Consider the following 22547-nt stretch of genomic DNA (forward strand, 5'->3'; position numbering starts at 1 on the left):
GGAGAGGCTCCCGGGACGGTTCCGGCGTCGGCCGGTCGGTTCCTGGGGCTCGGCTCCCGGGGCTGGGGCTGGCCGGCACCACGGGCGGGGACGGGCGCTGTGGGACGGCGTGGGGGACCCGGCTCTGCATCGTCTCGTGGTGTGTTCCGTAGTCTCTCGACATGACCGTGACTGCCGTGACAACTTCATCCGTGCTGGATCTTGACGCTGACGTACTGGTGATCGGTGTCGCGACAGGCAAGGACGGTCCCATCCCACTCGGCGGCACCGAGGAACTGGACACGGCACTCGGCGGCCGGCTCGCGACGGTTCTCGCTGACCTGGGGGCCACCGGCAAGGCCGGCGACCTGGTCCGTTTCGCGACTTTGGGAACCCTGCGCATCCCGACGGTGCTCGCGGTCGGCGTCGGCGCGCCGCCGTCACAGCTGCCGGCGACGGGCCCGTCATCAGCAGGAACATCGGCGGCGGGCGCGGGCAGCGGGGCGGGCGCGGACGCGGCGACGGCCGACGACGGCATCGACCACGAGACACTGCGCCGCGCGGCCGGGGCGGCCGTGCGCGCGCTCGCCGGCACCACCCGGGTGGCCACCACCCTCGCTCTCGTCGCCGGCAGCCCCGGGCCGGCGCGGCTGCGTGCCGTCGCGGAGGGATCGCTGCTCGGCGCCTACGCCTTCCGGGAGTTCCGGACCACGTCCGCGGACGACCACCGCCTACCTGTGAGCGAAATCATATTCGTGGTGGACGGCGCGTCCCGGGCCGCCGCCGACGACGCGGTGCGTCGGGCCGGTGTCGTGGCGGACTCCGTGGCCCTCGTCCGCGACCTCGTCAACACCCCGCCCGGGCATCTGCCGCCGGCAGCGTTCGCCGAGATCGCGGCCCGGCGCGCGGGCGAGGTGGGCGTCACCGTCGACGTGCTCGACGAGCAGGCGCTGGCCGACGGCGAGTTCGGCGGCATCCTCGGGGTGGGCCAGGGCTCGGCGAACACACCCCGCCTCGTCCGCCTGGAGTGGCGCCCGGCCGGTTCGCCGGCCGCCGGGGGGCCCGCGCTCACCCTCGTCGGCAAGGGCATCACGTTCGACTCGGGCGGCCTGTCGCTGAAGCCCGCGGCCGCGATGGAGTGGATGAAGACCGACATGGCGGGGGCCGCCTCGGTGCTCGCGACGCTTGTCGCGGCGGCCCGGCTGAACCTGCCGGTCCACCTCGCTGGCTGGCTGCCACTGGCGGAGAACATGCCCTCGGGCGGGGCGATCCGGCCGGGCGACGTCCTGACCCTGCGCGGCGGCACCCGGGTGGAGGTGCTCAACACCGACGCCGAGGGACGCCTGGTTCTCGGCGACGCCCTCGCCCGCGCCGCCGAGGACTCCCCCGCCCTGATCGTGGACGTCGCCACCCTCACCGGTGCGCAGATCGTCGCCCTGGGGCAGCGCACCGCCGGGGTGATGGGCCGCGGTGGCGCGGTCGACCAGGTCGTCGACGCCGCCCGCGGCAGCGGCGAGGCGGTGTGGCCGATGCCGCTGCCGCCGGAGCTGCGCAAGGTGCTCGACTCGACCGTCGCCGACCTGGCCAACGTCGCCGGTGGCGGCGGCCGGGAGGGCGGCATGCTCGTCGGCGCCCACTTCCTGAGCACCTTCGTGCCCGAGGACATCCCCTGGGCGCACATCGACATCGCCGGGCCGTCCTGGAACGGCGGCGAACCGTACGGGCACACCCCCAGGGGCGGCACCGGGGCGATCGTCCGGACCCTGCTCCAACTTGCCGAGAACGTTGCCGGCAACCAGCGGCCGGAGGTCCGCTGAACCAACTACCAGCGGGTAACGGGTACCGCACGGAAGTAGGCCGGTGAAATACCGGCGTCATGCACCACAGTCGCAGCGGACCTCCGACGCCGCACTGACGTGACATGAAAGACTGAACGCATCCCAACCAGTCAACGAGAAGGGACACCTGGCGTGGTGGACTCTGCGGCGGGTCCCGTCGACCTGGTCATCCTCGGCGGCGGCAGCGGCGGTTACGCGACGGCTCTGCGTGCCGCAGAGCTCGGCCTGACCGTTTCTCTGATCGAGAAGGACAAGCTGGGGGGAACGTGCCTGCATCGCGGGTGCATTCCGACCAAGGCGCTGCTGCATGCGGCGGAGATCGCGGACAATATTCACGAAAGCGGTAACTTCGGGATTCTGTCGACCCTCGAGGGAATCGACATCGCGAAGGTCAACTCCTACAAGGACTCGGTGGTCAGCAAGCTTTACCGGGGGCTGACCGGCCTGGTGAACACCCGTGGCATCGAACTCGTCGAGGGCTACGGGCGGCTGGTGTCACCGACATCTGTCGCCGTAGGCGATCGGATCATTACTGGTCGTCACGTCGTGCTGGCGACCGGGTCGCAGTCGAAGTCGCTGCCGGGCCTGGATGTCGACCACCACCAGGTGATCACCAGTGACGACGCCCTCCGGCTCGACCGGGTGCCGGCATCCGCCGTGGTGCTCGGCGCCGGCGCGATCGGCTGCGAGTTCGCCTCGGTGTGGCGCTCCTTCGGCGCCGAGGTGACCATCGTCGAGGCCCTGCCCCACCTGGTGCCGCTGGAGGAGGAGTCCAGCTCCAAGCTGCTGGAGCGGGCCTTCCGCCGGCGCGGCATCAAACAGCACCTCGGCGCCCGGTTCGCCGGTGTCAAGACCACCGACGAGGGCGTCACGGTGACCCTCGAGGACGGCACGACCATCGAGGCCGAGCTGCTGCTGGTGGCGGTCGGGCGCGGGCCGGTGTCGGAGGGGCTGGGCTACGAGGAGGTCGGCATCGCGACGGACCGCGGGTACGTCCTCGTCGACCACCAGCTGCGCACCAACGTGCCGACCGTCTCCGCCATCGGCGACCTGCGCCCCGGCCTCCAGCTCGCCCATGTCGGCTTCGCCGAGGGAATCTTCCTCGCCGAGAGCCTGGCCGGGCTGAACCCACCGCCGATCAACTACGACAACATCCCGCGGGTCACCTACTCACACCCCGAGGTGGCCTCGGTCGGGCTGACCTCGGCCGCGGCTGCGCAGCGCTACGGGGACGTCGTCACCCAGACCTACGACCTGGCGGGCAACGGCAAGGCGCAGATCCTGCAGACCGCGGGCGCGGTGACGCTCGTGGCCGTGCCCGACGGCCCGGTGGTGGGCGTCCACATCGTCGGCGACCGGGTCGGCGAGCTGATCGCCGAAGCCCAGCTGATCACCAGCTGGGAGGCGCTGCCCGCCGAGGTGGCCCAGCTCATCCACCCGCACCCGACGTTGTCCGAGTCCATCGGTGAGGCGCATCTGGCGCTGGCCGGCAAGCCGCTGCACTCCCACAACTGACAGCCACCACTGACAGCCAACGCCCATACCTGACAGGTAACACAGTCAACCGATCGATCGGGGGCCACGGATGCGCGACGCCGGCCACCGCCGCACACCCCCCGCCCCAGCAGCAGTCACCAGGGCCCGCGGGTACACGACACACACCATGATCGTGTACCCGCCCGCCCACCAGCCATCAGGGCCTGCGGTGACGCGGCGGCAGGTGCCCGCCGTGTCACCGCGGGCCCTCCGAGTTGCCCAGCACCCATCGCGTTCGTAGCCGTTGCCCGTCGTCCACGGTCGGTCGGACGCCGCAAAGGAGCCCTACCCCATGTCTGTGTCCGTCACGATGCCCCGTCTGGGTGAGAGCGTGTCCGAGGGCACCGTCACCCGCTGGCTGAAGAAGGAAGGCGAGCGCGTCGAGGCCGACGAGCCGCTCCTCGAGGTCAGCACGGACAAGGTCGACACCGAGATCCCCGCACCCGCGTCCGGCGTGATCAGCGCTATCCGGGTGGCCGAGGACGAAACGGTCGAGGTCGGCGTCGAACTCGCCGTCATCGACGAAGGCGGCACGGCGGCGCAGGCCGCTCCGGCCGCAGCCGCCGCACCCGCACCCGCGCCGGCGGCCCCGCCGCCTCCGCCGCCCGCGCCCGCGCCCGCGCCGGTGGCCGCGGCCCCGCCGCCCGCTCCCGCTCCGCCGCCGCCTCCGCCCGCGCCGCCGGCTCCGGCTCCGGTCGCGCCGCCGGTGCCCGCCGCGGCCCAGGCTCCCCCGCCGGCCGTTCCGGCCCAGGAGCTCACACCGTCGGCACCGGCCACCGCCTCCCCGGCCAACGGCAGCGGCTCCCTCGGGGCCTATGTCACTCCGCTGGTCCGGCGGCTCGCCGCCGAGCACGACGTGGACCTCGCCGCGGTGACGGGCACCGGTGTCGGCGGCCGCATCCGCAAGCAGGACGTCATCGACGCGGCACGCACCCCGGCCAGCCCGGCAGCAGCGGCCCCGGCCGCTCCCGCTGCCTCGCCGGTGGCGGTGCCCGCTGCGGCACCGGCTGCGCCTGCCGCGCCCGCGGCGGCACCGGTCTCGCTGCGTGGCCGCACCGAGAAGCTGTCGCGGCTACGTTCGGTGATCGCGCAGCGGATGGTCGAGTCCCTCCAGGTCAGCGCGCAGCTCACCACCGTCGTCGAGGCCGACGTCACCCGCATCGCCCGGCTGCGCGACCGCGCGAAGAAGGCGTTCGAGGCGCGGGAGGGCGTCAAGCTGTCGTTCCTGCCGTTCTTCGCGGTCGCGACCTGCGAGGCGCTGCGCGAGCACCCCAACGTCAACGCCAGCGTGGACATCGAACAGGGCACGATCACCTACTACGACGCCGAGCATCTGGGCATCGCCGTGGACACCGACCGGGGGCTGCTCGTCCCGGTCATCCACCACGCCGGTGACCTCAACCTCACCGGGATGGCGCGCAAGATCGACGATCTGGCGACCCGGACACGGGAGAACCGGGTCACCCCGGACGAGCTCGGCGGCGGCACCTTCACCCTGACCAACACCGGCAGCCGCGGCGCCCTGTTCGACACGCCGATCATCAACCAGCCGCAGGTCGGGATCCTCGGGACCGGCGCGGTGGTCAAGCGGCCCACGGTCGTCGACGACCCCGAGCTCGGCGAGATCATCGCGGTACGTTCGACGGTGTACCTCGCGCTCACCTACGACCACCGGATCGTCGATGGCGCCGACGCGGCCCGTTTCCTCACCACCCTGCGCAGGCGCCTGGAGGAAGGCTCGTTCGAGGCCGAACTCGGCCTGTGACCATCCGATGACCAGATGATCCACGACCGGGGCCGGGAGCCGGTACGTGACCGGCGCGTACCCGACCCACGTTTGGTGATCATGCTTGACGGCCGTGGCTGGCGGGCCGGCTCGCCCGCCAGCCATCCAGGGGTGAGGATCAGCCCGTGGACGTCGTTGTCTCCGGCGCATCCGGCCTGATCGGGTCGGCGCTCGTCCCGGCCCTGCGGGCCGACGGGCACACCGTGCGCACCCTGGTCCGGCGGCCCGTGCGGGACGGCTCGGAGATCCGCTGGGATCCGGCCCGCGGCACGCTCGAGCCGGCCGCCCTGGCCGGGGCCGACGCGGTCGTCCACCTGGCTGGCGCCGGGGTCGGCGACCACCGTTGGACCGCCCGTTACAGGCGGCGGATCCGCGACAGCCGGGTGTCCGGGACGACCCTGCTGGCCACCGCGGTGGCCGCCACCCACCCGCGGCCGCGGGTGCTGCTGTCCGCGAGCGCGACCGGTTGGTACGGCGACACCGGGGACCGTCCGGTCGACGAGTCCGAGCCCCGTGGGAGCGGTTTCCTCGCCGAGGTGGTGGCCGACTGGGAAGCGGCCACCGCCGCCGCCGAGGAGGCCGGTGTGCGCGTGTGCCACCTGCGTTCGGGGGTCGTCCTCTCGGCGCGCGGCGGCGCGCTGGCCCGGCAGCTCCCGTTGTTTCGGCGCGGCCTCGGTGGCCGGCTGGGCTCGGGCCGGCAGTGGCTGAGCTGGATCACCCTGGCGGACGAGACAGCGGCGATCATCTTTCTGCTGGCCGCGGACGGCCTGCGCGGCCCGGTGAACCTGACCAGTCCGGCACCGGTCACCAACATCGCCTTCGCCCAGGCTCTCGGCGCGGCGGTGGGCCGGCGGGCGATCCTGCCGGTACCGGCCGCGGCGCTGCGGATCGCCCTCGGCGGTTTCGCCGACGGCGGCGTGCTCGTCTCCCAGCGCGTCCTGCCGCACCGGCTCCTTGACGCCGGCTTCACCTTCTCCCACCCCGACATCGACACCGCCCTACGCGCGGCGGCCACCAGCACAACCCCCGCCGCCCCCTGACCGCCCCCGGCCCGCCAGCCCCTTCCATTCCATCCCGATCAGAAAAGTTTTCGATCAGGCGAACGAGCATGAAAACGGCTGCCACGGCGACTGTCCGTTCCCTCATTTTCATGATCCAGAATGATTGGACCATTTTGGCTTCGGGAGGGGGCGCGTGTAGCCGGCCGGCGCTTCGGATCCGGGCCGTAGGGATCGTCTCGGGGGCCGGGAAATCGCCTGCGACCGGTGGCGGCAGCCCTGGGCCTGGCCCCGCAGCCGTTCGGGCGGCTGCCCGGGGCGGGTCTCAGCCCGCGGTGTCAGCCCACGGTGTCAGCCCACGAGGCAAGGCGCCACCCCTTGTCGGTCTTCACCACGGTGACGTCGGACGGCCGCCAGTCACGACCGGGCTGCTGGGCCAGGACAGTGCCAGCGGCGTCGACGTAGCTGTACGGCGGAATCCGGTAGGTGACCCGCAGCACCGCTTTCTCGCTGCCGTTCTCCCGGACATCAAGATCGGCGATCTCATGTCGCATACCGGACGGCCGACCGCCGCTGGCCGCGATCTGCCGCGTCAGGGCGAGATCCCGTGAGTAGATGAGGCTGTCCAGCGCGTCCGCGTCGAGCAGTGCGACCTCGTCGGCCCGCTCGAAGGCGCGGCTGCGGGCGTCGGTCAGGCTCACCAGGACGTCCCGCCACGCCTGCCCGGGGGCGACCTGAGCCGCCGGCCCCACCAGCCCGTTGGAGTGCGCGGTGACCAGCAGACCGCCGACGGGCAGACAGACGAACACGATGAACGCGGCCACGACCAGCAGGACGCGCCGCCGGCTGCCGAACAGGGCATGCCCACCGACGAGCCCGGCGGACCTGCCGCCCCGGGCAACAGCCGGTCGTCTGCCCGTGCGGGCACTTCCGGGACGCACACCGCCCACCCGCGCTCTCCCGGCGGGCACACCTCCGGTACGGGACGACGCCGCGCGCGCGGTCACCACCTGCGAGCCACCGGCGCCCGGGACCGCGGCACCAGGGGCCCCGACGGTCGGGGCCACAGCCGTCGAGGCGACACCGACACGGGCGGGCGCGTTACGGGCAGTCCCGGGGGCATCGGCCGCGGCCCGGCGGCTCGGCCGCGCCGACTCGGACGTCCGCGACACCCGCGACGCGCGGGGAAAGCGGGCCGGGCGCGGCCCGGCCGACGGCGCCAGTCGGATCCGGCCGGTCGACCCCGGCCCGGAGGTCGCGTCCGGGCTCGGCGGCAGCGCGGGCAACGGCAGCGCCGTGACCACCTCGCCCGCCGGCCCGGCGCTGCCGCCGCCAGCCGCGGGCAGCACCGTCGGCGGCGGTGTCAGCGGCGGCGTCGGTGGGGGCGGTACCGGGGGCGGCGCGGACAACACGTCCTCACGCCACTTCCGGCCCAGCATCCGCACCGGGGCCGGGTTGCAGCTTCGGGCCAGCGCCGCGGCCAACTCCCCCGCCGTCGGCCGGCGGTCAGGGTCGTCGACCAGGGCGGGCGCGACAGCGACGGCGACCGCGGCCGCGGCCGGCCCGGTGGCGTGCGGCATCGCCGCCAGCAGCAGACCAGCAAGATCACCGACGTCCACCGGTGGGGTGGTGGGCGGGCCGCCAAGGCCGGCGACACCCGTCCCCGCCAGCACCGGCCGGCCGTTCGGCTCGAGCAGGACGTCGGCGAGATCGAGCCGGCCGTGCACCACACCCGCGGCATGCGCCGCGGCCAGCGCCTGGGCCAGCGGCAGCCCGACCGTCACCACCTCACCCGGCTCCAGCCGCTCCCGGACGCCGAGCAGCCGGCCCAGGTTGACCGCCCCGTCGACCGGTTCCGACACCACCGCGATCCCCTCGGACGTGGCGATCACGTCGATGACCGGGACGAGGTGTGGGTGGTCGAGTTCGACCAGCAGACGCGCCGACCTCATGGCGGTTTCGCGACCGGCCGTGCCCGGGGGCAGCCTGACTCGCCGAACCGCGCACTCGGCCCCGGTGGCCACGACCCGGCCGGCCCACACGTCCCCGGCGCCGGCATCCCGGACCCGGGCGCGCAGCACCACCCCGGGCACGGGAGGATCGGCCGGATTCTCCCGTCCACCCCGGGAGCCGGCGGAACCGTACATTGAGGTCACAAAAAGTGACGGTAAGCCGAAAAAGCCATTCTGTGCAGTCCTCCCCCGCAAACTGTGGATAACTCGCGCCGCAAACGGGCCAGGGTACGGTGACCGCGGTGCACAGCGGGCATGCCGCATACGGCGCGAACACGGTAGAACACGCAGGCGGCAGGAATATGCCCGGGCAGACGGAACAGCCAAACCCGGACACGGACAGTCACGAATGGACGCGGGCACCGATGAGCACGGGCACGGGCGAACACGGCGCCGAGGAACACGACACGGAGGCCGGACGATGAACATCCTCGCGACCAGCGGCGGCTTCCTGCCGGACGGGCGCTGGGGCGCCCGGGTCGGCCCGCTGATCCGCCACGCGCTGCGCCTGGCCGGGCAGCCGGCCCGTCCGAAGCTGTGCCTGCTGGCCACCGCCGTCGGCGACGACCCGGCCGCCTACGCGCGCTACTACGCCGCGCTCGCCCGCGACACCCCACAGGTGCGCGCCTCCCACCTCGCGCTGTTCCCGATGCCGAACATCCCCGACGTCCGCACGCACCTGCTGGGCCAGGACGTGATCTGGGTGGGCGGGGGCAGCGTGGCGAACCTGCTCGCCGTGTGGCGCGCGCACGGCCTCGATACGATCATGCGGGAGGCGTGGGAGGCGGGGGAGGCGTGGGAGGCGGGGGTCGTCCTCGCCGGGGTGTCCGCGGGATCGCTGTGCTGGCACGCGGGGGGCACCACCGACTCGTTCGGGCCGGGCCTGCGGGCGGTCACCGACGCCCTCGGCCTGCTGCCGTTCAGCAACACCCCGCACTACGACTCGGAGCCGGGCCGGCGTCCGCTCTACCAGAAGCTGGTCGCGGACGGGACGCTGCCGGACGGCTGGGCCACCGACGACGGGGTCGGCCTGCACTTCCGGGGAACCGAACTGGTGGAGGCCGTCGCCGACCGGCCGGACGTGTACGCCTGGCGGGTCGAGCGAATCCCGGCCGAGCCGGGCCCGCCTGCGGGCGGCGCCGCCGAAGGCGGTGTGACCAGCGGTGTGAGCAGCGATGGTACGGCGGACGGCGGTACGGTTGCCGGCGGTACGACCGGAGGTGTACGGGAAACGCCGGTCACCCCTCGGCTGCTGTCGGAAGTGTGACGCCTGCGGTGTCCTGCCGCGGGCGCTGGGAGGACACCGCAGGTGAGCGTAGCCTCATTTTCATGGAGGTCATGCGCCCAGGCCTGATGCCCTACGACGAGGCGTGGCGGTTGCAGCGCGCGTTGGCCGACCGGCGGATCGCCGACGAGGCGGCCGACACCCTGATCCTCCTGGAACATCCCAGCGTCTACACCGCCGGCCGGCGCACCCAACCGTGGGAACGCCCTTTCGACGGCACCCCGGTGGTGGACGTCGACCGCGGCGGCAAGATCACCTGGCACGGACCGGGGCAGCTCGTGGGCTACCCGGTGCTGCGGCTGCCCAGGCCGCTGGACGTGGTCGCCTACGTCCGCGCCCTCGAGGAGGCGCTGATCGCGATCTGCGCGGAGTTCGGGGTGCCGGCTGTCCGGGTGGCCGGGCGCACCGGGGTGTGGACCGCCGACGGGGAGCGCAAGCTCGCGGCGATCGGCGTCCGGGTGCGCTACCTGGTCGCCTACCACGGTTTTTCCCTCAACTGCTGTCCGGACCTCGGCGCCTTCACCAGGATCGTCCCGTGCGGCATCTCCGACGCCGGAGTGAGCAGCCTGAGCCGGGAGCTCGGCCGGGCCGTGACCGTCGAGGAGGCTCTGCCCGTCGTGGAACGCCACATGGTCGGGACGCTGACAGCCTTCACCGCTACCTCACCGACCGTGACCGACCTGCCGACGCCGGGCGCGGACGACCTGCCGGCACCCGACAGCGTGCCGCTGGCACGGGAGCCGGAGCTGGCCCGATGACCACCGACACCACGGTTACCAGCGCCACGCCGACCAGTACCGCGGTTACTGGCACCGCAGTGGCGGCCCCGGCCCCCGAGGGTCGGAAGATGCTGCGGCTGGAGGTTCGTAACGCGGCCACACCGATCGAACGCAAGCCGCCGTGGATCCGCACCCGGATGCGGACCGGGCCGCAGTACTCCGACATCAAGGGGCTCGTTCACGACAAGGGCCTGCACACGGTGTGTGAGGAGGCCGGCTGCCCGAACATCTACGAGTGCTGGGAGGACCGGGAGGCGACCTTCCTCATCGGCGGCGAGGTGTGCACCCGCCGGTGCGACTTCTGCCAGATCGACTCGGGACGCCCCGCCGCCTTCGACGCCGACGAGCCGCGCCGGGTCGCCGAATCGGTGCGGACGATGGGCCTGCGCTACGCGACCGTGACCGGGGTGGCCCGCGACGACCTGCCCGACGGCGGGGCGTGGCTGTACGCGCAGACGGTCCGTGAGATCCACACGTCCTGCCCGGGCACCCGCGTCGAACTGCTCATCCCCGACTTCCACGCCCGTCCGGAGCAGCTCGCCGAGGTCTTCGGGGCGGCGCCCGAGGTGCTGGCCCACAACATCGAGACAGTGCCGCGGGTGTTCCGGCGGATCCGGCCCGGGTTCCGCTACGAGCGGTCGCTGGAGGTGCTCCGGCGGGCCCGGGACGCGGGCCTGGTGACCAAGTCCAACCTGATCCTGGGGCTCGGCGAGGAGCCCGCGGAGATCCTGTCGGCCATGGCTGACCTGCTCGCCGCCGGCTGTGAGCTGCTGACCATCACCCAGTACCTGCGCCCCAGCCCCCGCCACCATCCGGTGGAGCGCTGGGTGCGTCCCGAGGAGTTCGTCGAGCTGCGCGCGCAGGCCGAGCGGATGGGGTTCGTCGGCGTGCTCGCCGGCCCGCTGGTGCGCTCGTCCTACCGCGCCGGCCGGATGTACCAGCAGGCGATCGAGCGTCGCGGCGACCTGGCCGGAAGCGGGGCCGGGAGCGAGACCACCGCTTCACCCAGCCCCACGACCGGCCCTTCAACGAGCCCTTCAACCAGCCCCGTGGTCGGCCTCACGGCCGGCTCCACGGCCAGCTGCGCGGACGCGGAAGGTGTCAAGGCGGGCATTCCCACCCCTGGCCACTTTAACTACGCAGAGTAATAACCGCGGTGGTGGGCACGTCGCGGCGGCACTAGTGTCATTCGACAGTAACCACTGCGCAGCGAGCAGATCAAGAACGAGATCGTGACCGACAGCGCGTCCGACCGGCCTGGGAGATCTACGTGATCCTGCTGAAGTCGCTACTGACCGCCGCCGAAGAACTGACTCTCCTCCTCCTCCCCCACGGCGGACAGCGGACGGCACGCCGTAACGCCTGGCGTGCCGCCGCCGACCTGCAGGTGGGTGCCGGCCGGCACGGCGAGCCCTCCTGGAAGGTCGTACGCGCCGTGCCACCGACCGCGGGACGGGTGGCCATCGCGACCGAACGTTGACTCCCGCCAGCTCGCTGGGCACCACGGATCGAGCTGTACCCGATTCAGGTCGTAGGCTCGCGGTCATGGCGCGCACAAACAGGTCCGGCGGCAGGGCGCCCGCCGCCGCGGGGACCACGGCGGGAAGCGGACGCAGGAAAGGGGCCGAGCGCAGGGCAGCCAGGGCTGGACGCCTCACGCAGCTGCGGACGGTGTTCCGGCTCACCCGGCAGCGTGATCCGCGAGCGGTGTGGTGGTCGCTGCTCGGCCTGGTGATCCCGGTGGGGATCGTCGGCGTGCTGCTCGGGCTCGTCGTCGGTCCGCTGTGGACGTGGCTGCCGATCGGGATCGTGCTGGGGCTGCTCGGCGCCGTGAACGTCTTCAGCCGCCGGGTCCAGAAGACCGCGTACGCCGAGATGGAGGGCCAGCCCGGCGCCGCCGCCGGGATCATCGAACGGATGCGCGGCGACTGGCGGCTCACCCCCGCCGTGGCGGTCAACCGCAACCAGGACGTCGTACACCGTGTGGTGTGCCGCGCCGGCGTGGTGATCATTGCTGAAGGTCGGGGACGCGGCCAGCGCGACCTGCTCGGCACCGAGGTCCGCCGCGTCCGCAAGGTGGTCGGCGAGACACCCATCCACGACATCGTGATCGGCAGCGGCCCCGGCGAGGTGCCCCTGCCGAAACTGCGGCTGACGCTGATGCGGCTGCCCCGCACCCTGCGTCGCGGCGAGGTGGACCCCCTGGCACGACGGCTACGGGCAGTGAGCTCGCCAACCCTGCCCATCCCCAAGGGCCCCATCCCCCGCAGCATCCCCCGCGGCGGAAAAATCCGGTAACCCCCGAATTTTCGCCTGGGCGAAAATTCGGGGACCCCTACCTCGAGGGCCGGCCGCCACATGGGGTTCGCAATCTCCCCCGGAGATCGCGAACAAGAAGCACTCCCACCCTCACCCCAGGCCTCCCCCACGCGCTCCTTCTCCAGAGCCGTCGCCGGGCCACCGCCCACCACTGATCGCCGGGCCACAGATGCGCGACGGCCCGCGGCCGGGCCACCGCGATCATCACAGGACAATCCACCCCGCAAACCATCCCAAACAGCACGAAGGATGTGAATGCGCTGCTGTCGGAGCAGCACCGCATTCACATCCTTCGGGGCGTCCCAGGTTCGTCCCGCGGGCCGCGAGCTATCCGTTGGCGACGATGCGCCGCGGGGTCAGCGTCAGCAGGACGCGGTTGTCGGTTGGCGCCGGGAACGTCTCCAGCGTCTGGCCGTAGTGCACGAGCAGGCGTTCCAGGAACGACGTGTCGCTGGTGTCCTCAAGCGTGACGTCGCCACGCACCTCCAGGGTGCGGAACGGGTTGGTGGGATCGATCAGGAAGAGGGTCGCCTGGGGGTGGTCGACGACGTTGCGGTACTTCTGCCGCGACCGGTGCAGCGACGTGCGCACCACGTCGCCGTCGAGAAGGAACCAGATGGCCGTCGTCTGCGGGTAGCCGGCGGCGCCGACGGTCGTGAACGCGGCCGCGCTCGGCGTCTCCAGCAGATCACGATGCGTGGCGGGAATGGAAGTGACGTCGGACATTCTGTCAGCTTGCCTCAGCCACGGCTCCTCGTACCAGCGAGACCCGAACCACTCGCGGCCAACCCAGCGCCTACGCATCCCGACTGTCCCGACCATCCCGACCACCGCAAAACAAGCCCGCCGCACGAACCGGTCCCGAACGGCACGTACGAACGATGTGAGTTTGCTGCTGTCAGAGCAGCAGCGCATTCACGTCCTTCGGGGGTTCTCAGGACGGCTGGGAGGGTGGCAGGTACGCCCGGGACTGCGGGTGGGAGGCCGCCGCATGCCGGGCCCGTACGCGAAGATCGGCTCATGTGAGGAGCCGCGGGGCCCGCTCCGCGAGAGTGGGCATGGGAGATCCTGCCCTGGGGCAGGTCCCATCGCTGGAGAGTCCGCTCCGCGGGAGCGGGCGTGGGGGCGTTCGTCCGAATCCGGACGAGGGCGACGTCAGCCGGTTCGTCCCACGGGCCGATGCGTTTACTCCGCGGGTCGATGTGTGGGCCTTTGCGCTCCGGGGTCGGGACGACGCCTGGGCCTGGGCTGTGCGGGGTCGGGACGTCCGGGCTTGCGCTGGGCGGGCCTGCGCTGCCCGGGAGCGGGGCGGTCGGCTCCGCCCCGGCCGGGGGTACGCTCGGCTCCGTTCCGGCCGGAGGCGGGATGGCCGGAGGTGGCGCGGGCGGGGTCGCGGATGACCACAGTGCCGGCCGCGCGGTCGTGGGTGCCGCGCAGGTCCCGGTCCCAGATGAAGGCCGGTACGGCCAGGGCCAGCAGCACGGTACGGACCGCGCTCCAGAACCATCCCGCCGGGCGGTGGTCGCGTACCCGGATGACCCGGACACCGAGCATGCGCATCCCGATGGTCTGCCCGTTGACCGCGATCAGGATGAACTCCTCCAGCAGGAAGGCGAGGTAGACGGCGAGCCCCCGGGCGTTGACGGAATACCGCAGCCCGAACAGCACCGGGACGCCGACCAGCAGGTTGGCGATGATGGCGTCCACCGCGAACGCGGCCAGCCGGGGACCAGCGCCGACCGCCGAGCCGGGACCGTCCGCCGGCAGGCCGAGGCGGACGCCGGGCGGGGTGTCCCGGGGAAGTTGCGAACCTTCCAGCCAGTTTCCGAGTGCGCGTCCCACGGCGTAAGCCTATGCCCGGTCCCGCTCCCGGCGACCGCCCCGAAAATCCAGTCGCCCAGAGTAACAATTTCCTGCTGTGTTACAGTCGCGAAACGACTTCGTCATGTTTGCGGAACCATGCGGCGTTACGGTCCGCATCGGGGCATGGCGTATCCTTCCTATCCACACGGCCATGAAGCTCCCTTGGAGGGTGGATGTTCACAAACGCCGAGGACGTACTTCGCTACATCGCGGACCAGAACATCGAATTCGTCGACGTTCGCTTCTGTGACCTTCCTGGGATTCTGCAGCACTTTACGATCCCGGTCGAGGTCTTCTCCGCGTCGGTGTTCACCGACGGCCTGATGTTCGACGGGTCCTCGATACGCGGGTTCCAGGCGATCCACGAGTCCGACATGCTGCTGCTACCGGATCCGACCACGGCCTTCGTCGATCCGTTCCGTGAGCACCCGACGCTCGCGATAACCTTCTTCATCCATGACCCGATCACTCGGGAGGAGTACTCCCGGGACCCGCGCAACACCGCGAGGAAGGCCGAGGCCTACCTGCGGGGCACCGGTTTCGCGGACACCGCCTACTTCGGCCCGGAGGCGGAGTTCTACATATTTGACGACGTACGCTACGACTACAATCCATATGGCTCCCTGCACGCCGTGGACTCCGTCGAGGCGGCCTGGAACACCGCCCGTAAGGAGGAGGGTGGGAACCTCGGCTACAAGCCCAGGTTCAAGGGGGGTTATTTCCCGGTTCCGCCGACCGACCACTTCACCGACCTGCGCTCGGAGATGACCCGGACCCTGATAAGGGCCGGGGTCACCGTCGAGATGCAGCATCACGAGGTGGGCACCGCCGGGCAGGCGGAGATAGACATTCGTTACGACACTCTGCTGCGGACCGCCGACAACCTGATGCTCTACAAGTACATCATTCGTAATGTCGCGGTCGCCCGTGGCAAGACCGTGACCTTCATGCCGAAGCCGCTCTTCGAGGACAACGGCTCGGGGATGCACGTCCACCAGAGCCTGTGGCAGGGTGACGAGCCGCTGTTCTACAGCGAGAGCGGCTACGGTGGCCTGTCGGAGCTCGCCCGCTTCTACATCGGTGGGCTGTTGCACCACGCGCCGGCGCTGCTGGCGTTCACCAATCCGACCACGAACTCCTACCGACGGCTGGTGCCGGGCTATGAGGCACCGGTCAACCTGGTCTATTCGGCGCGTAACCGTTCGGCCAGCTGCCGCATACCGCTCAGCGGCGTCTCGCCCAAGGCGAAGCGGATCGAGTTCCGGGTCCCCGACCCGAGCTGCAACCCGTACCTGGCCTTCGCCGCGATGTTGATGGCCGGCGTGGACGGGATCCGTAACAAGATCGAGCCGCCGGACCCGATCGACAAGGACCTCTACGACCTTCCCCCGGACGAGCTGGCCGCTGTGCCGCAGGTGCCCGGATCGCTGGAGAAGGTACTCGACGCGCTCGAGGCCGACCACGAGTTCCTGACCGAGGGGAACGTCTTCACCCCCGACCTGATCGAGACGTGGATCGACTACAAGCGCAAGAACGAGGTCGACGCGATCCGGCTCCGGCCGCATCCGTACGAGTTCCAGCTCTACTACGACATCTGACGGACGTCTGACGAACATCTGGCGAACGTTCGACCGGACGACCGACCAGACGTCCGACGGGACATCCGACGGGCGGGGCCGGCGGCGGGAACATCCCGCGCCCGCTCCGCCCGTCCGGTGATTCGACCGCCCGCCGCCGCGGCCGGGCCGGCCGGACCGCGGCGGTCGGAGCGGCGAAGAACAAACAAAACAAACATGGTCGGAACACCGGCGGCGGGACGTGGGCATGGTCGTGTCGTCGCCGGTCGTCCGGATGGCTGAGAACAGTTCCGGAACACCCGGGAAAATAAATTGACCGGAAATACGTGCTTGACCGGAAATTTACCGTGGTGGAACGGCGTGGAAACCGGACCCGGCGAAGATCCGGACGGACCCTCCTGGCACCCGCGGCCCGGGTCGGAACAATCCGCAGGTGCGCGACGAGAAACTCCGCTACGTGCCATGCCAACCACGGGGAGTATGAGTGAGTTACCAGGCCGAGTACATCTGGATCGACGGCACCAGGCCGGAGCCCCTGATGCGGAGCAAAACCCGTATCGTTGCCGACGGCAAGGAACCGGACATCTGGGGCTTCGACGGCTCGAGCACAAATCAGGCGCCGGGATCCAACTCGGACTGCGTCCTGCGGCCCGTGTTCACCTGTCCGGATCCCCTGCGCGGCGGGAAGAACGTCCTGGTGCTGTGCGAGGTCGAACTGACCGATTTCACCCCGCACCCGACCAACACCCGCGCGTTCTGCCGCCAGGCCTACGAGAAGTACGCCGACCAGCAGCCGCTGTTCGGTATCGAACAGGAATACACCTTTTTCCAGCAGGGCCGGCCGTTGGGCTGGCCCGAGGTGGGCTATCCGGCCCCCCAGGGTCCCTACTACTGCGGTGTCGGCGGCGAGAAGATGGTCGGCCGTGCGATTGTCGAGAGACACACGCAGGCGTGCCTCGACGCGGGCCTCGCCATCGAGGGCACCAATGCGGAGGTCATGATGGCCCAGTGGGAGTTCCAGATCGGCGTGCTCCCGCCGCCCGCCATCGGTGACCAGATATGGGTCGGCCGCTGGCTGCTGCACCGGATCGCCGAGGATTTCGACGTCACCGTGTCGTTCGCGGCGAAACCGATTCCCGGCGACTGGAACGGTGCGGGCGCGCACACCAACTTCTCCACCAGGGCCACCATGGAAAGCTGGGACGCCATTGTTACCGTGTGTGAAGCACTGGGCACCCGCGTCCTGGAGCACGTGAAGAACTACGGGGACGGGATCGAGCAGCGGCTGACCGGTCAGCACGAGACCGCCCCGTACGACAGGTTCTCCTGGGGTGCTTCCGACCGCGGCGCGTCGGTCCGCATCCCGTGGGCGGTGGAGAAGGCCAAGAAGGGCTGGATCGAGGACCGCCGGCCCAACGCCAACATGGACCCCTACCTGGTCACCGGCCTGATCGTCGACACCTGCTGCAGTGCGCTGGCGGGCACCAGGCCGTCCCTGGCCATCCCGGGCCAGAAGGAGTCGCTGAACGCGGTCGTCACCGTCTGAGCTGCTACAGCAGCTTCACAGCAGCCTTGTAGCAGCCTTACAGCAGCCCCATAACAGCCCGTAGCAACCGACGGCTACCCGTCCGCGCCGGCCGGGTAGCCGTTGTCCAGTTCGCGGGCGAACACCGCTTCCACCACCGCGCGAGCGTGCGCGCCACCGCGCCGGTAGTCGCCCATCAGCGTCTCGGTCTGGTCCGCCGGACGGCCCAGCGCGCCGGCGACCTGGGCCAACGCCCGCGGCTGACGGGGCAGCACGTCCCCGGGACGCCCCCGGGCCAGCATGATCGCGTTACGGATGCGGGACGCCGTGGTCCACGCCTGCGTGAGCGTCGCGGCCTCGGCCGGGTCGAGCAGCCCGGCCGAGACCGCCGCGCGCAGCCCCGCGAGCGTGGACGTCGTACGCAGCGCGGGCACCCGGTGGGCGTGCCGCAGCTGCAGCACCTGCACGGCCCACTCCACGTCGGCGAGACCACCCGGGCCGAGCTTGAGGTGCAGGGTGTGGTCCACGCCCGAGGGGATACGTTCCGCCTCCATCCGGCCGCGTAACCGGACGAGCTCGGCGACCACACCGGGCCGCAGCGCCGGCGGATAGCGGATCCCGTCCACCCACGCGCAGAACCTCTCACCGAGGGCGGCATCCCCCGCGACCGGGCGCGCCCGCAGCAGCGCCTGTGCCTCCCAGCCCTGCGACCAGCGGTTGAAGTAGGCGGCGTAGCTGGCGAGGGTGCGGGTCATCGGCCCGGCCCGCCCCTCCGGGCGCAGCTGCGCGTCCAGGACGAGCGGCGGGTCGGCGCCAGCCGGCAGGGCCAGCAGCCGCAGCAGTTCGGCCACCACCGACCCCGCCGCGGCAGCGACTTCACTGTCCGTGAGCGAACCTCTGCTGTCGTCCACCGGCTCGTGGACGAACACGACGTCCGCGTCACTGCCGTAGGACAGCTCCTCCCCGCCGAGCCGGCCCATCGCGATCACAGCGATCCGCACCGGGAGCGGCCGGCCGGTCTCCTGCTCGAAGCGGCGTTGCGCGACGAACAGGGCCGCCTCGATCGTCGCGGCGGCGGCGTCCGACAGGGCCTGGCCCACCGCGGCGACGTCGAGCAGCCCGAGCAGGTCCGCGCAGGCCACCCGGACCAGTTCGACCCGGCGCACCGCGCGGGCCCGTCCGACCGCCTGCTCCCGGGCCGGGTTGCGGCGGGCGATCGCGATCAGCACCCGGACGAGCTGCTCGCGGCCGCTGGGCCGCAGGTCGTCGATGGTGCGCAGCAGCCGCACCGACTCCGGGGCGTGCTGCATCAGGTCCGCGACGTAGGTGCTCGCCGCCAACAGGCGGGCCAGCCGCTCGGCCGCGCCGCCCTCGTCCCGCAGCAGCCGCAGGTACCAGGGGGTGTGCCCGAGCGCCTCGCTGACCCGGCGGTAAGCGAGCAGGCCGGCGTCGGGATCGGCGGCGTCAGCGAACCAGTGCAGCATCGCCGGCAGCAGGCGGCGCTGGATCGTCGCGGTCCGGCTGACACCGCTGGTCAGCGCCTCGATGTGACGCAGCGCACGCCCCGTGTCGGCGAAGCCCAGGGCGGCCAGCCGGTCGCGGGCCTCCGCCGGTGTCAGCCGGACCTCCTCCGCGGACAGCCTGGCCACCGCCTCCAGCAGCGGCTGGTAGAACAACCGCTCGTGCAGCCGGCGGACGAACCGGGCGACCCGGGCGTGCTCGGCCTCCATCCGCTCGGCGGTGGCGAACCCGAGGGAACGGGCCAGCCAGCGCATCTCGGCCGGGTCCCGGGGCAGGGTGTGCACCCGGCGCAGGCGCTGCAGCTGCAGGCGGTGCTCGGTACCGCGCAGGAAGCGGTAGGCGTCGGCGAGGCCGGCGGCGTCCCGGCGTCCCACATAGCCGCCGCGGGCGAGCGCGTCGAGCGCGGGCAGCGTCGAGACGGCACGCAGCGTCGGGTCGGCCCGGCCGTGCACCAGCTGGAGCAACTGGACGGCGAACTCGACGTCGCGCAGCCCGCCGGGGCCGAGCTTGAGATCACGGTCGGCGTCCGCTCTGGGCAGGGAGCGTTCCACCCGGCGGCGCATCGCGCGCACGTCGGCGACGAAACCGGGCCGGGAGGCCGCCGACCAGACCAGCGGCCGCACCGCGGCGCACAGCTGTTCTCCCACCTCCCGGTCGCCGGCGATCGGGCGGGCCTTCAGCAGCGCCTGGAACTCCCAGGTCCGCGCCCAGCGCCGGTAGTAGGCGTCGTGGCTGGCCAGGGTCCGCACCAGCGGGCCGTCGCGCCCCTCCGGCCGTAGCCCCACGTCGACCTGGAACAGCGTCCCCTCGCCGGTGACCGCCCCGCAGGCCCGGACCATGCCCACGGCCAGGGATGTCGCCGTGCCCAGCGCGGCGGTCCGCGCGGCGCTGGTCGTGGCCGGCCGGCCGTCGTCACCGGGCTCGGCCACGAACAGCACGTCGACGTCGCTGACGTAGTTCAGCTCCCGGCCGCCGCACTTGCCCATGCCGACGACTGCCAGTCGGGCCGGCGGCGCCGACGGTGACAGCGCCGAGCGCGCGACCGCGAGCGCCGCGTCCAGCGCGGCCGCCGCCAGGTCGGCCAGCTCCGCGGTGGCGTCGTCGAGGGACACCGCGCCGGTCAGGTCGCGCGCAGCCAGGATCATGAGGGATCGGCGGTAGGCGACCCGTAACGCGTCGAGGACCTCGGTGCTGTCGCCGGCGGCCCGGGGCAGCGGCATGTCCGGGCCCGCCCCGACCGCGCGCAGCAGCCGCGCCCGCGTCAGGTCGGCGTCCGGTGGCGTCCGCATCAGGTCGTCGTCGGCGAGCACCCGCCAGTCGGTGGGATGCCGGACCAGATGGTCGCCGAGGGCGGCGCTCGCCCCGAGCACCGCCACCAGCCGGGTGCGCAGGCCGGGCCGGGTGCCCAGGACGGTGAGCAGGTCACGTCCGACATCGGCTGGCGCGGTCTCCACGATCCGTTCGAGCGCCGCGAGCGCGAGGTCGGGATTGGCGGCCCTGGCGAGTTCCGCCAGCAGGGCGTTGTCGTAAAGATCGCCGGACGGCGTGGCGGCACCGGCGGCACCGGCGGCACCGGACGGACGCTCGTCGTCGTGGTCGACCAGGCCGAGCCGGCGGACCGTGACGGCGAACCTGTCCACGTTGGTGAAGCCCATCCGGGCCAGTTGCGCCTGCACGGAGCTGCCCCGCGGGTGTGTGCTGCCGATGCTGCCGAGGTCGCCGGGCACCCGTGCCACCCCGGTCCGGGAAACGTCGCCCACCCGTCCATCCTGGCCCCAGGTTGCCCTGCCGGCGCCCCGGTCTCGGGGCGTCCGCTCAGCGCAGCCAGGACGTCAGGACGGCCCCGATCACGACGATCATGCCGAGGCCGGCGGCCAGCGCACGCCCCGGGCCGCCTCGCCCGATGGCGACCGCCGCCCGAACACCCGCGCCGGCCAGCCGCGACAGCAGGAAGACGATGCCGACCGCCGGGAGCACGAGGACGACGACGCCCAGCGCATCCGCGATCATGGCTGCCGGCTGCCCCGCCCCGGCGGCGTGCGCGACGAGCCCGGCCCGGTCCCGCACCGCGTCCACGCACCGGGCGACCACGCTCGGAGCGATCATGATGATGAGGACGAGGTTGGTGGCCAGCAGCGGCGCCACGACCAGCACCCATACCGTGATCGTCCGTTGCGCCCGGTGGGTGAGCGCCGCCACCCGCGGATCCGGGGCCTGACCGCTGCCCCGCTGCCGGCTCTGGCTCCGAGCACGGCCACGGGTCAGGCTGCGGATCCGGTCATGGTGACGGCCGCGGCGTCGGTGCCGTCCTCCCTCGGTGTGCGCCCACCGCCGGCAGCGCTCACGCGCCTGGTACAGCCGGGTGGACAGCACCGGCCCGATCCTGGCGAACAGGTCCGGGACCCCTGCGAGATCGCTCAGAATGTAGTACCCGTCCAGCCGGACCACCGGTACGAGCTGCTGGAACGCCTCCAGGTGGACGAGCAGGACGATGACGGCAAGCGTGTCCGCGCCGCTGATCGCGTAGGCGGTCCCGAGGCCGACGATGACGATCGCGTTGAAGTACACCCCGCCGAGGTCGGTGCGCAGCCGGCCGGCGCGGTCCAGCCGGTAGGCGTCGGTGACGTCGGTGTACAGGGCCGGCCACAGCAGGTAGATGCCGCATCCGATCACCCCCGGCCGGCCGCCTCCGTAGTGGCAGGCGGCGGCATGGCCACACTCGTGGAAGATCATGGACGCGAGCGTGCCGCCGAGAACCGTGAGGATGAGCGCCGGGCTGGCCAGCACGTGATGTATCCGCGCGTCGACACCGGAATCAGCGCCGATGCCGGTGCCGGCACCGGCCGAGGTGAACAGCGAGGTGAACAGCCAGGCGTCCACGATGACCAGGGCGGCCAGGACGCCGGTTACGACCACCGGCCGGAACAGCGGCGCGAGCAGGCGCGCGAGCGTGTCCACGGCCGGTTCCGGCACAAGCGTGCGACGGCCGGCGAGTCCCAGCAGCGGGGTCGCTCGGGGGGTCGCGGTGGCCCCGTGACCGTCCGCGATCACTCCGAGGGGGATCAGTTTCGTCGCCAGCAGGTACACGACGTCGTCCGCGCTGACCGCGCGCCCGCTGACCGCCCGGACCCGCCGCGCGATCGCGGGGATGTCGCGGCTGCCGTCCGCGGCGTCGACGATGTGCCGCAGCAGACCGGTGAGCGTGATGACCTGGCCGTCCCGCCGACGGGCCAGGAAGACCTGGCCGCGCAGGCCCGACCCGGTGAACTCGCCGAGCATCCGCAACCCCCCGGCGGCGACCGGGCGCTGGGGTACGGCCACCGCCGGGGCAGTGGTGGCCACCGCGGCGCCGGCCACCGCCGAGACAGCGGTGGCCACCAGGGTGTCGGCCGCCGCTGTCTCGGCGGTGGCCACCAGGGTGTCGGCCACCGCCGGGGCATCGGCGGCGGCCGGCTGCGCCGTCACCGGGCCGGCCGACGGCGGAGCGTGGGAGAAAAGGACCGCGCCGCCGTCGGCCTACCGGAAAGCC

16 protein-coding genes are annotated in these 22547 nt (G+C 72.1%); 11 read left to right on the top strand and 5 right to left on the bottom strand.

The features are described 5' to 3' along the window. The first annotated feature begins 161 nt into the window (after positions 1-161). From FSYMDG_RS15875 to FSYMDG_RS15890, 4 genes are all read left to right on the top strand, one after another. A complete protein-coding gene (locus tag FSYMDG_RS15875; RefSeq protein WP_013874418.1) occupies positions 162-1796 on the top strand; it encodes a leucyl aminopeptidase in 1635 nt (544 codons plus the stop codon). A 153-nt stretch (positions 1797-1949) separates the two neighbouring features. Then, on the top strand, positions 1950-3332 hold the full coding sequence (lpdA, locus tag FSYMDG_RS15880) for a dihydrolipoyl dehydrogenase (protein WP_013874419.1): 1383 nt from the start codon (positions 1950-1952) through the stop codon (positions 3330-3332). Positions 3333-3645: 313 nt separating this feature from the next. After that, the gene (gene sucB / locus FSYMDG_RS15885) at positions 3646-5118 is read left to right on the top strand and encodes a 2-oxoglutarate dehydrogenase, E2 component, dihydrolipoamide succinyltransferase (RefSeq protein ID WP_043603800.1); all 1473 of its coding nucleotides are present in this window, start codon (positions 3646-3648) and stop codon (positions 5116-5118) included. Positions 5119-5264: 146 nt separating this feature from the next. Continuing rightward, positions 5265-6179: a TIGR01777 family oxidoreductase gene (locus tag FSYMDG_RS15890; protein ID WP_013874421.1), complete on the top strand. Its 915-nt coding sequence runs from the start codon at positions 5265-5267 to the stop codon at positions 6177-6179. Between the two features lie 296 nt (positions 6180-6475). Here FSYMDG_RS15890 and FSYMDG_RS15895 read toward each other — a convergent pair whose 3' ends face one another. After that, complete coding sequence (locus FSYMDG_RS15895; protein WP_165001440.1) at positions 6476-8230, bottom strand: protein kinase; 1755 nt, start codon at positions 8228-8230, stop codon at positions 6476-6478. A 340-nt stretch (positions 8231-8570) separates the two neighbouring features. Here FSYMDG_RS15895 and FSYMDG_RS15900 point away from each other — a divergent pair, with 340 nt between their 5' ends. The 5 genes from FSYMDG_RS15900 (at position 8571) to FSYMDG_RS15920 (ending at position 12511) form a co-directional block, all read left to right on the top strand. After that, positions 8571-9416 carry a peptidase E gene (locus FSYMDG_RS15900; RefSeq protein ID WP_013874423.1) on the top strand — a complete coding sequence of 282 codons (846 nt, stop codon included), beginning with the start codon at positions 8571-8573 and terminating at the stop codon, positions 9414-9416. A gap of 62 nt (positions 9417-9478) precedes the next feature. Then, on the top strand, positions 9479-10192 hold the full coding sequence (gene lipB / locus FSYMDG_RS15905; RefSeq protein ID WP_085948603.1) for a lipoyl(octanoyl) transferase LipB: 714 nt from the start codon (positions 9479-9481) through the stop codon (positions 10190-10192). Beyond that, positions 10189-11361 carry a lipoyl synthase gene (gene lipA / locus FSYMDG_RS15910; RefSeq protein ID WP_013874425.1) on the top strand — a complete coding sequence of 391 codons (1173 nt, stop codon included), beginning with the start codon at positions 10189-10191 and terminating at the stop codon, positions 11359-11361. Before lipB ends, lipA begins: the two co-directional genes overlap by 4 nt. A gap of 122 nt (positions 11362-11483) precedes the next feature. Further along, on the top strand, positions 11484-11693 hold the full coding sequence (locus FSYMDG_RS15915) for a hypothetical protein (protein WP_013874426.1): 210 nt from the start codon (positions 11484-11486) through the stop codon (positions 11691-11693). Between the two features lie 191 nt (positions 11694-11884). Next, on the top strand, positions 11885-12511 hold the full coding sequence (locus FSYMDG_RS15920; RefSeq protein ID WP_432763259.1) for a DUF4191 domain-containing protein: 627 nt from the start codon (positions 11885-11887) through the stop codon (positions 12509-12511). A 348-nt stretch (positions 12512-12859) separates the two neighbouring features. Here the strand turns inward: FSYMDG_RS15920 and FSYMDG_RS15925 are convergent, their stop codons facing one another. Together FSYMDG_RS15925 and FSYMDG_RS24715 are read right to left on the bottom strand one after the other, a co-directional pair. Continuing rightward, positions 12860-13258, bottom strand: coding sequence for a PPOX class F420-dependent oxidoreductase (locus tag FSYMDG_RS15925; RefSeq protein WP_043603803.1), 399 nt, complete (start codon positions 13256-13258; stop codon positions 12860-12862). A gap of 459 nt (positions 13259-13717) precedes the next feature. Next, entirely contained in the window at positions 13718-14374 is a 657-nt protein-coding gene (locus FSYMDG_RS24715; protein WP_013874429.1) for an RDD family protein, read from the bottom strand. A gap of 194 nt (positions 14375-14568) precedes the next feature. Here FSYMDG_RS24715 and glnA point away from each other — a divergent pair, with 194 nt between their 5' ends. Further along, positions 14569-15993, top strand: coding sequence for a type I glutamate--ammonia ligase (glnA, locus tag FSYMDG_RS15935; RefSeq protein WP_013874430.1), 1425 nt, complete (start codon positions 14569-14571; stop codon positions 15991-15993). Positions 15994-16456: 463 nt separating this feature from the next. Continuing rightward, complete coding sequence (gene glnII, locus FSYMDG_RS15940; RefSeq protein WP_013874431.1) at positions 16457-17518, top strand: glutamine synthetase GlnII; 1062 nt, start codon at positions 16457-16459, stop codon at positions 17516-17518. Positions 17519-17592: 74 nt separating this feature from the next. Here glnII and FSYMDG_RS15945 read toward each other — a convergent pair whose 3' ends face one another. Both FSYMDG_RS15945 and FSYMDG_RS23355 read right to left on the bottom strand, forming a co-directional pair. Continuing rightward, positions 17593-20778, bottom strand: a complete 3186-nt coding sequence (locus FSYMDG_RS15945) for a bifunctional [glutamine synthetase] adenylyltransferase/[glutamine synthetase]-adenylyl-L-tyrosine phosphorylase (protein WP_013874432.1) — start codon at positions 20776-20778, stop codon at positions 17593-17595. Between the two features lie 55 nt (positions 20779-20833). Continuing rightward, positions 20834-22483, bottom strand: a complete 1650-nt coding sequence (locus FSYMDG_RS23355) for a hypothetical protein (protein WP_013874433.1) — start codon at positions 22481-22483, stop codon at positions 20834-20836. Positions 22484-22547: the final 64 nt, after the last annotated feature.

Origin of the sequence: Candidatus Protofrankia datiscae, from assembly GCF_000177615.2 — a bacterium.
Taxonomy (GTDB): Bacteria; Actinomycetota; Actinomycetes; order Frankiales; family Frankiaceae; genus Protofrankia; species Protofrankia coriariae.

What these genes read in the sequence shown, in the direction of transcription:
- FSYMDG_RS15875 (WP_013874418.1), top strand. Translation starts at nt 162, where the DNA reads ATGACCGTGACTGCCGTGACAACTTCATCCGTGCTGGATCTTGACGCT.
- sucB (WP_043603800.1), top strand. Translation starts at nt 3,646, where the DNA reads ATGTCTGTGTCCGTCACGATGCCCCGTCTGGGTGAGAGCGTGTCCGAG.
- FSYMDG_RS15900 (WP_013874423.1), top strand. Translation starts at nt 8,571, where the DNA reads ATGAACATCCTCGCGACCAGCGGCGGCTTCCTGCCGGACGGGCGCTGG.
- lipB (WP_085948603.1), top strand. Translation starts at nt 9,479, where the DNA reads ATGGAGGTCATGCGCCCAGGCCTGATGCCCTACGACGAGGCGTGGCGG.
- lipA (WP_013874425.1), top strand. Translation starts at nt 10,189, where the DNA reads ATGACCACCGACACCACGGTTACCAGCGCCACGCCGACCAGTACCGCG.
- FSYMDG_RS15925 (WP_043603803.1), bottom strand. Translation starts at nt 13,258, where the DNA reads ATGTCCGACGTCACTTCCATTCCCGCCACGCATCGTGATCTGCTGGAG.
- glnA (WP_013874430.1), top strand. Translation starts at nt 14,569, where the DNA reads ATGTTCACAAACGCCGAGGACGTACTTCGCTACATCGCGGACCAGAAC.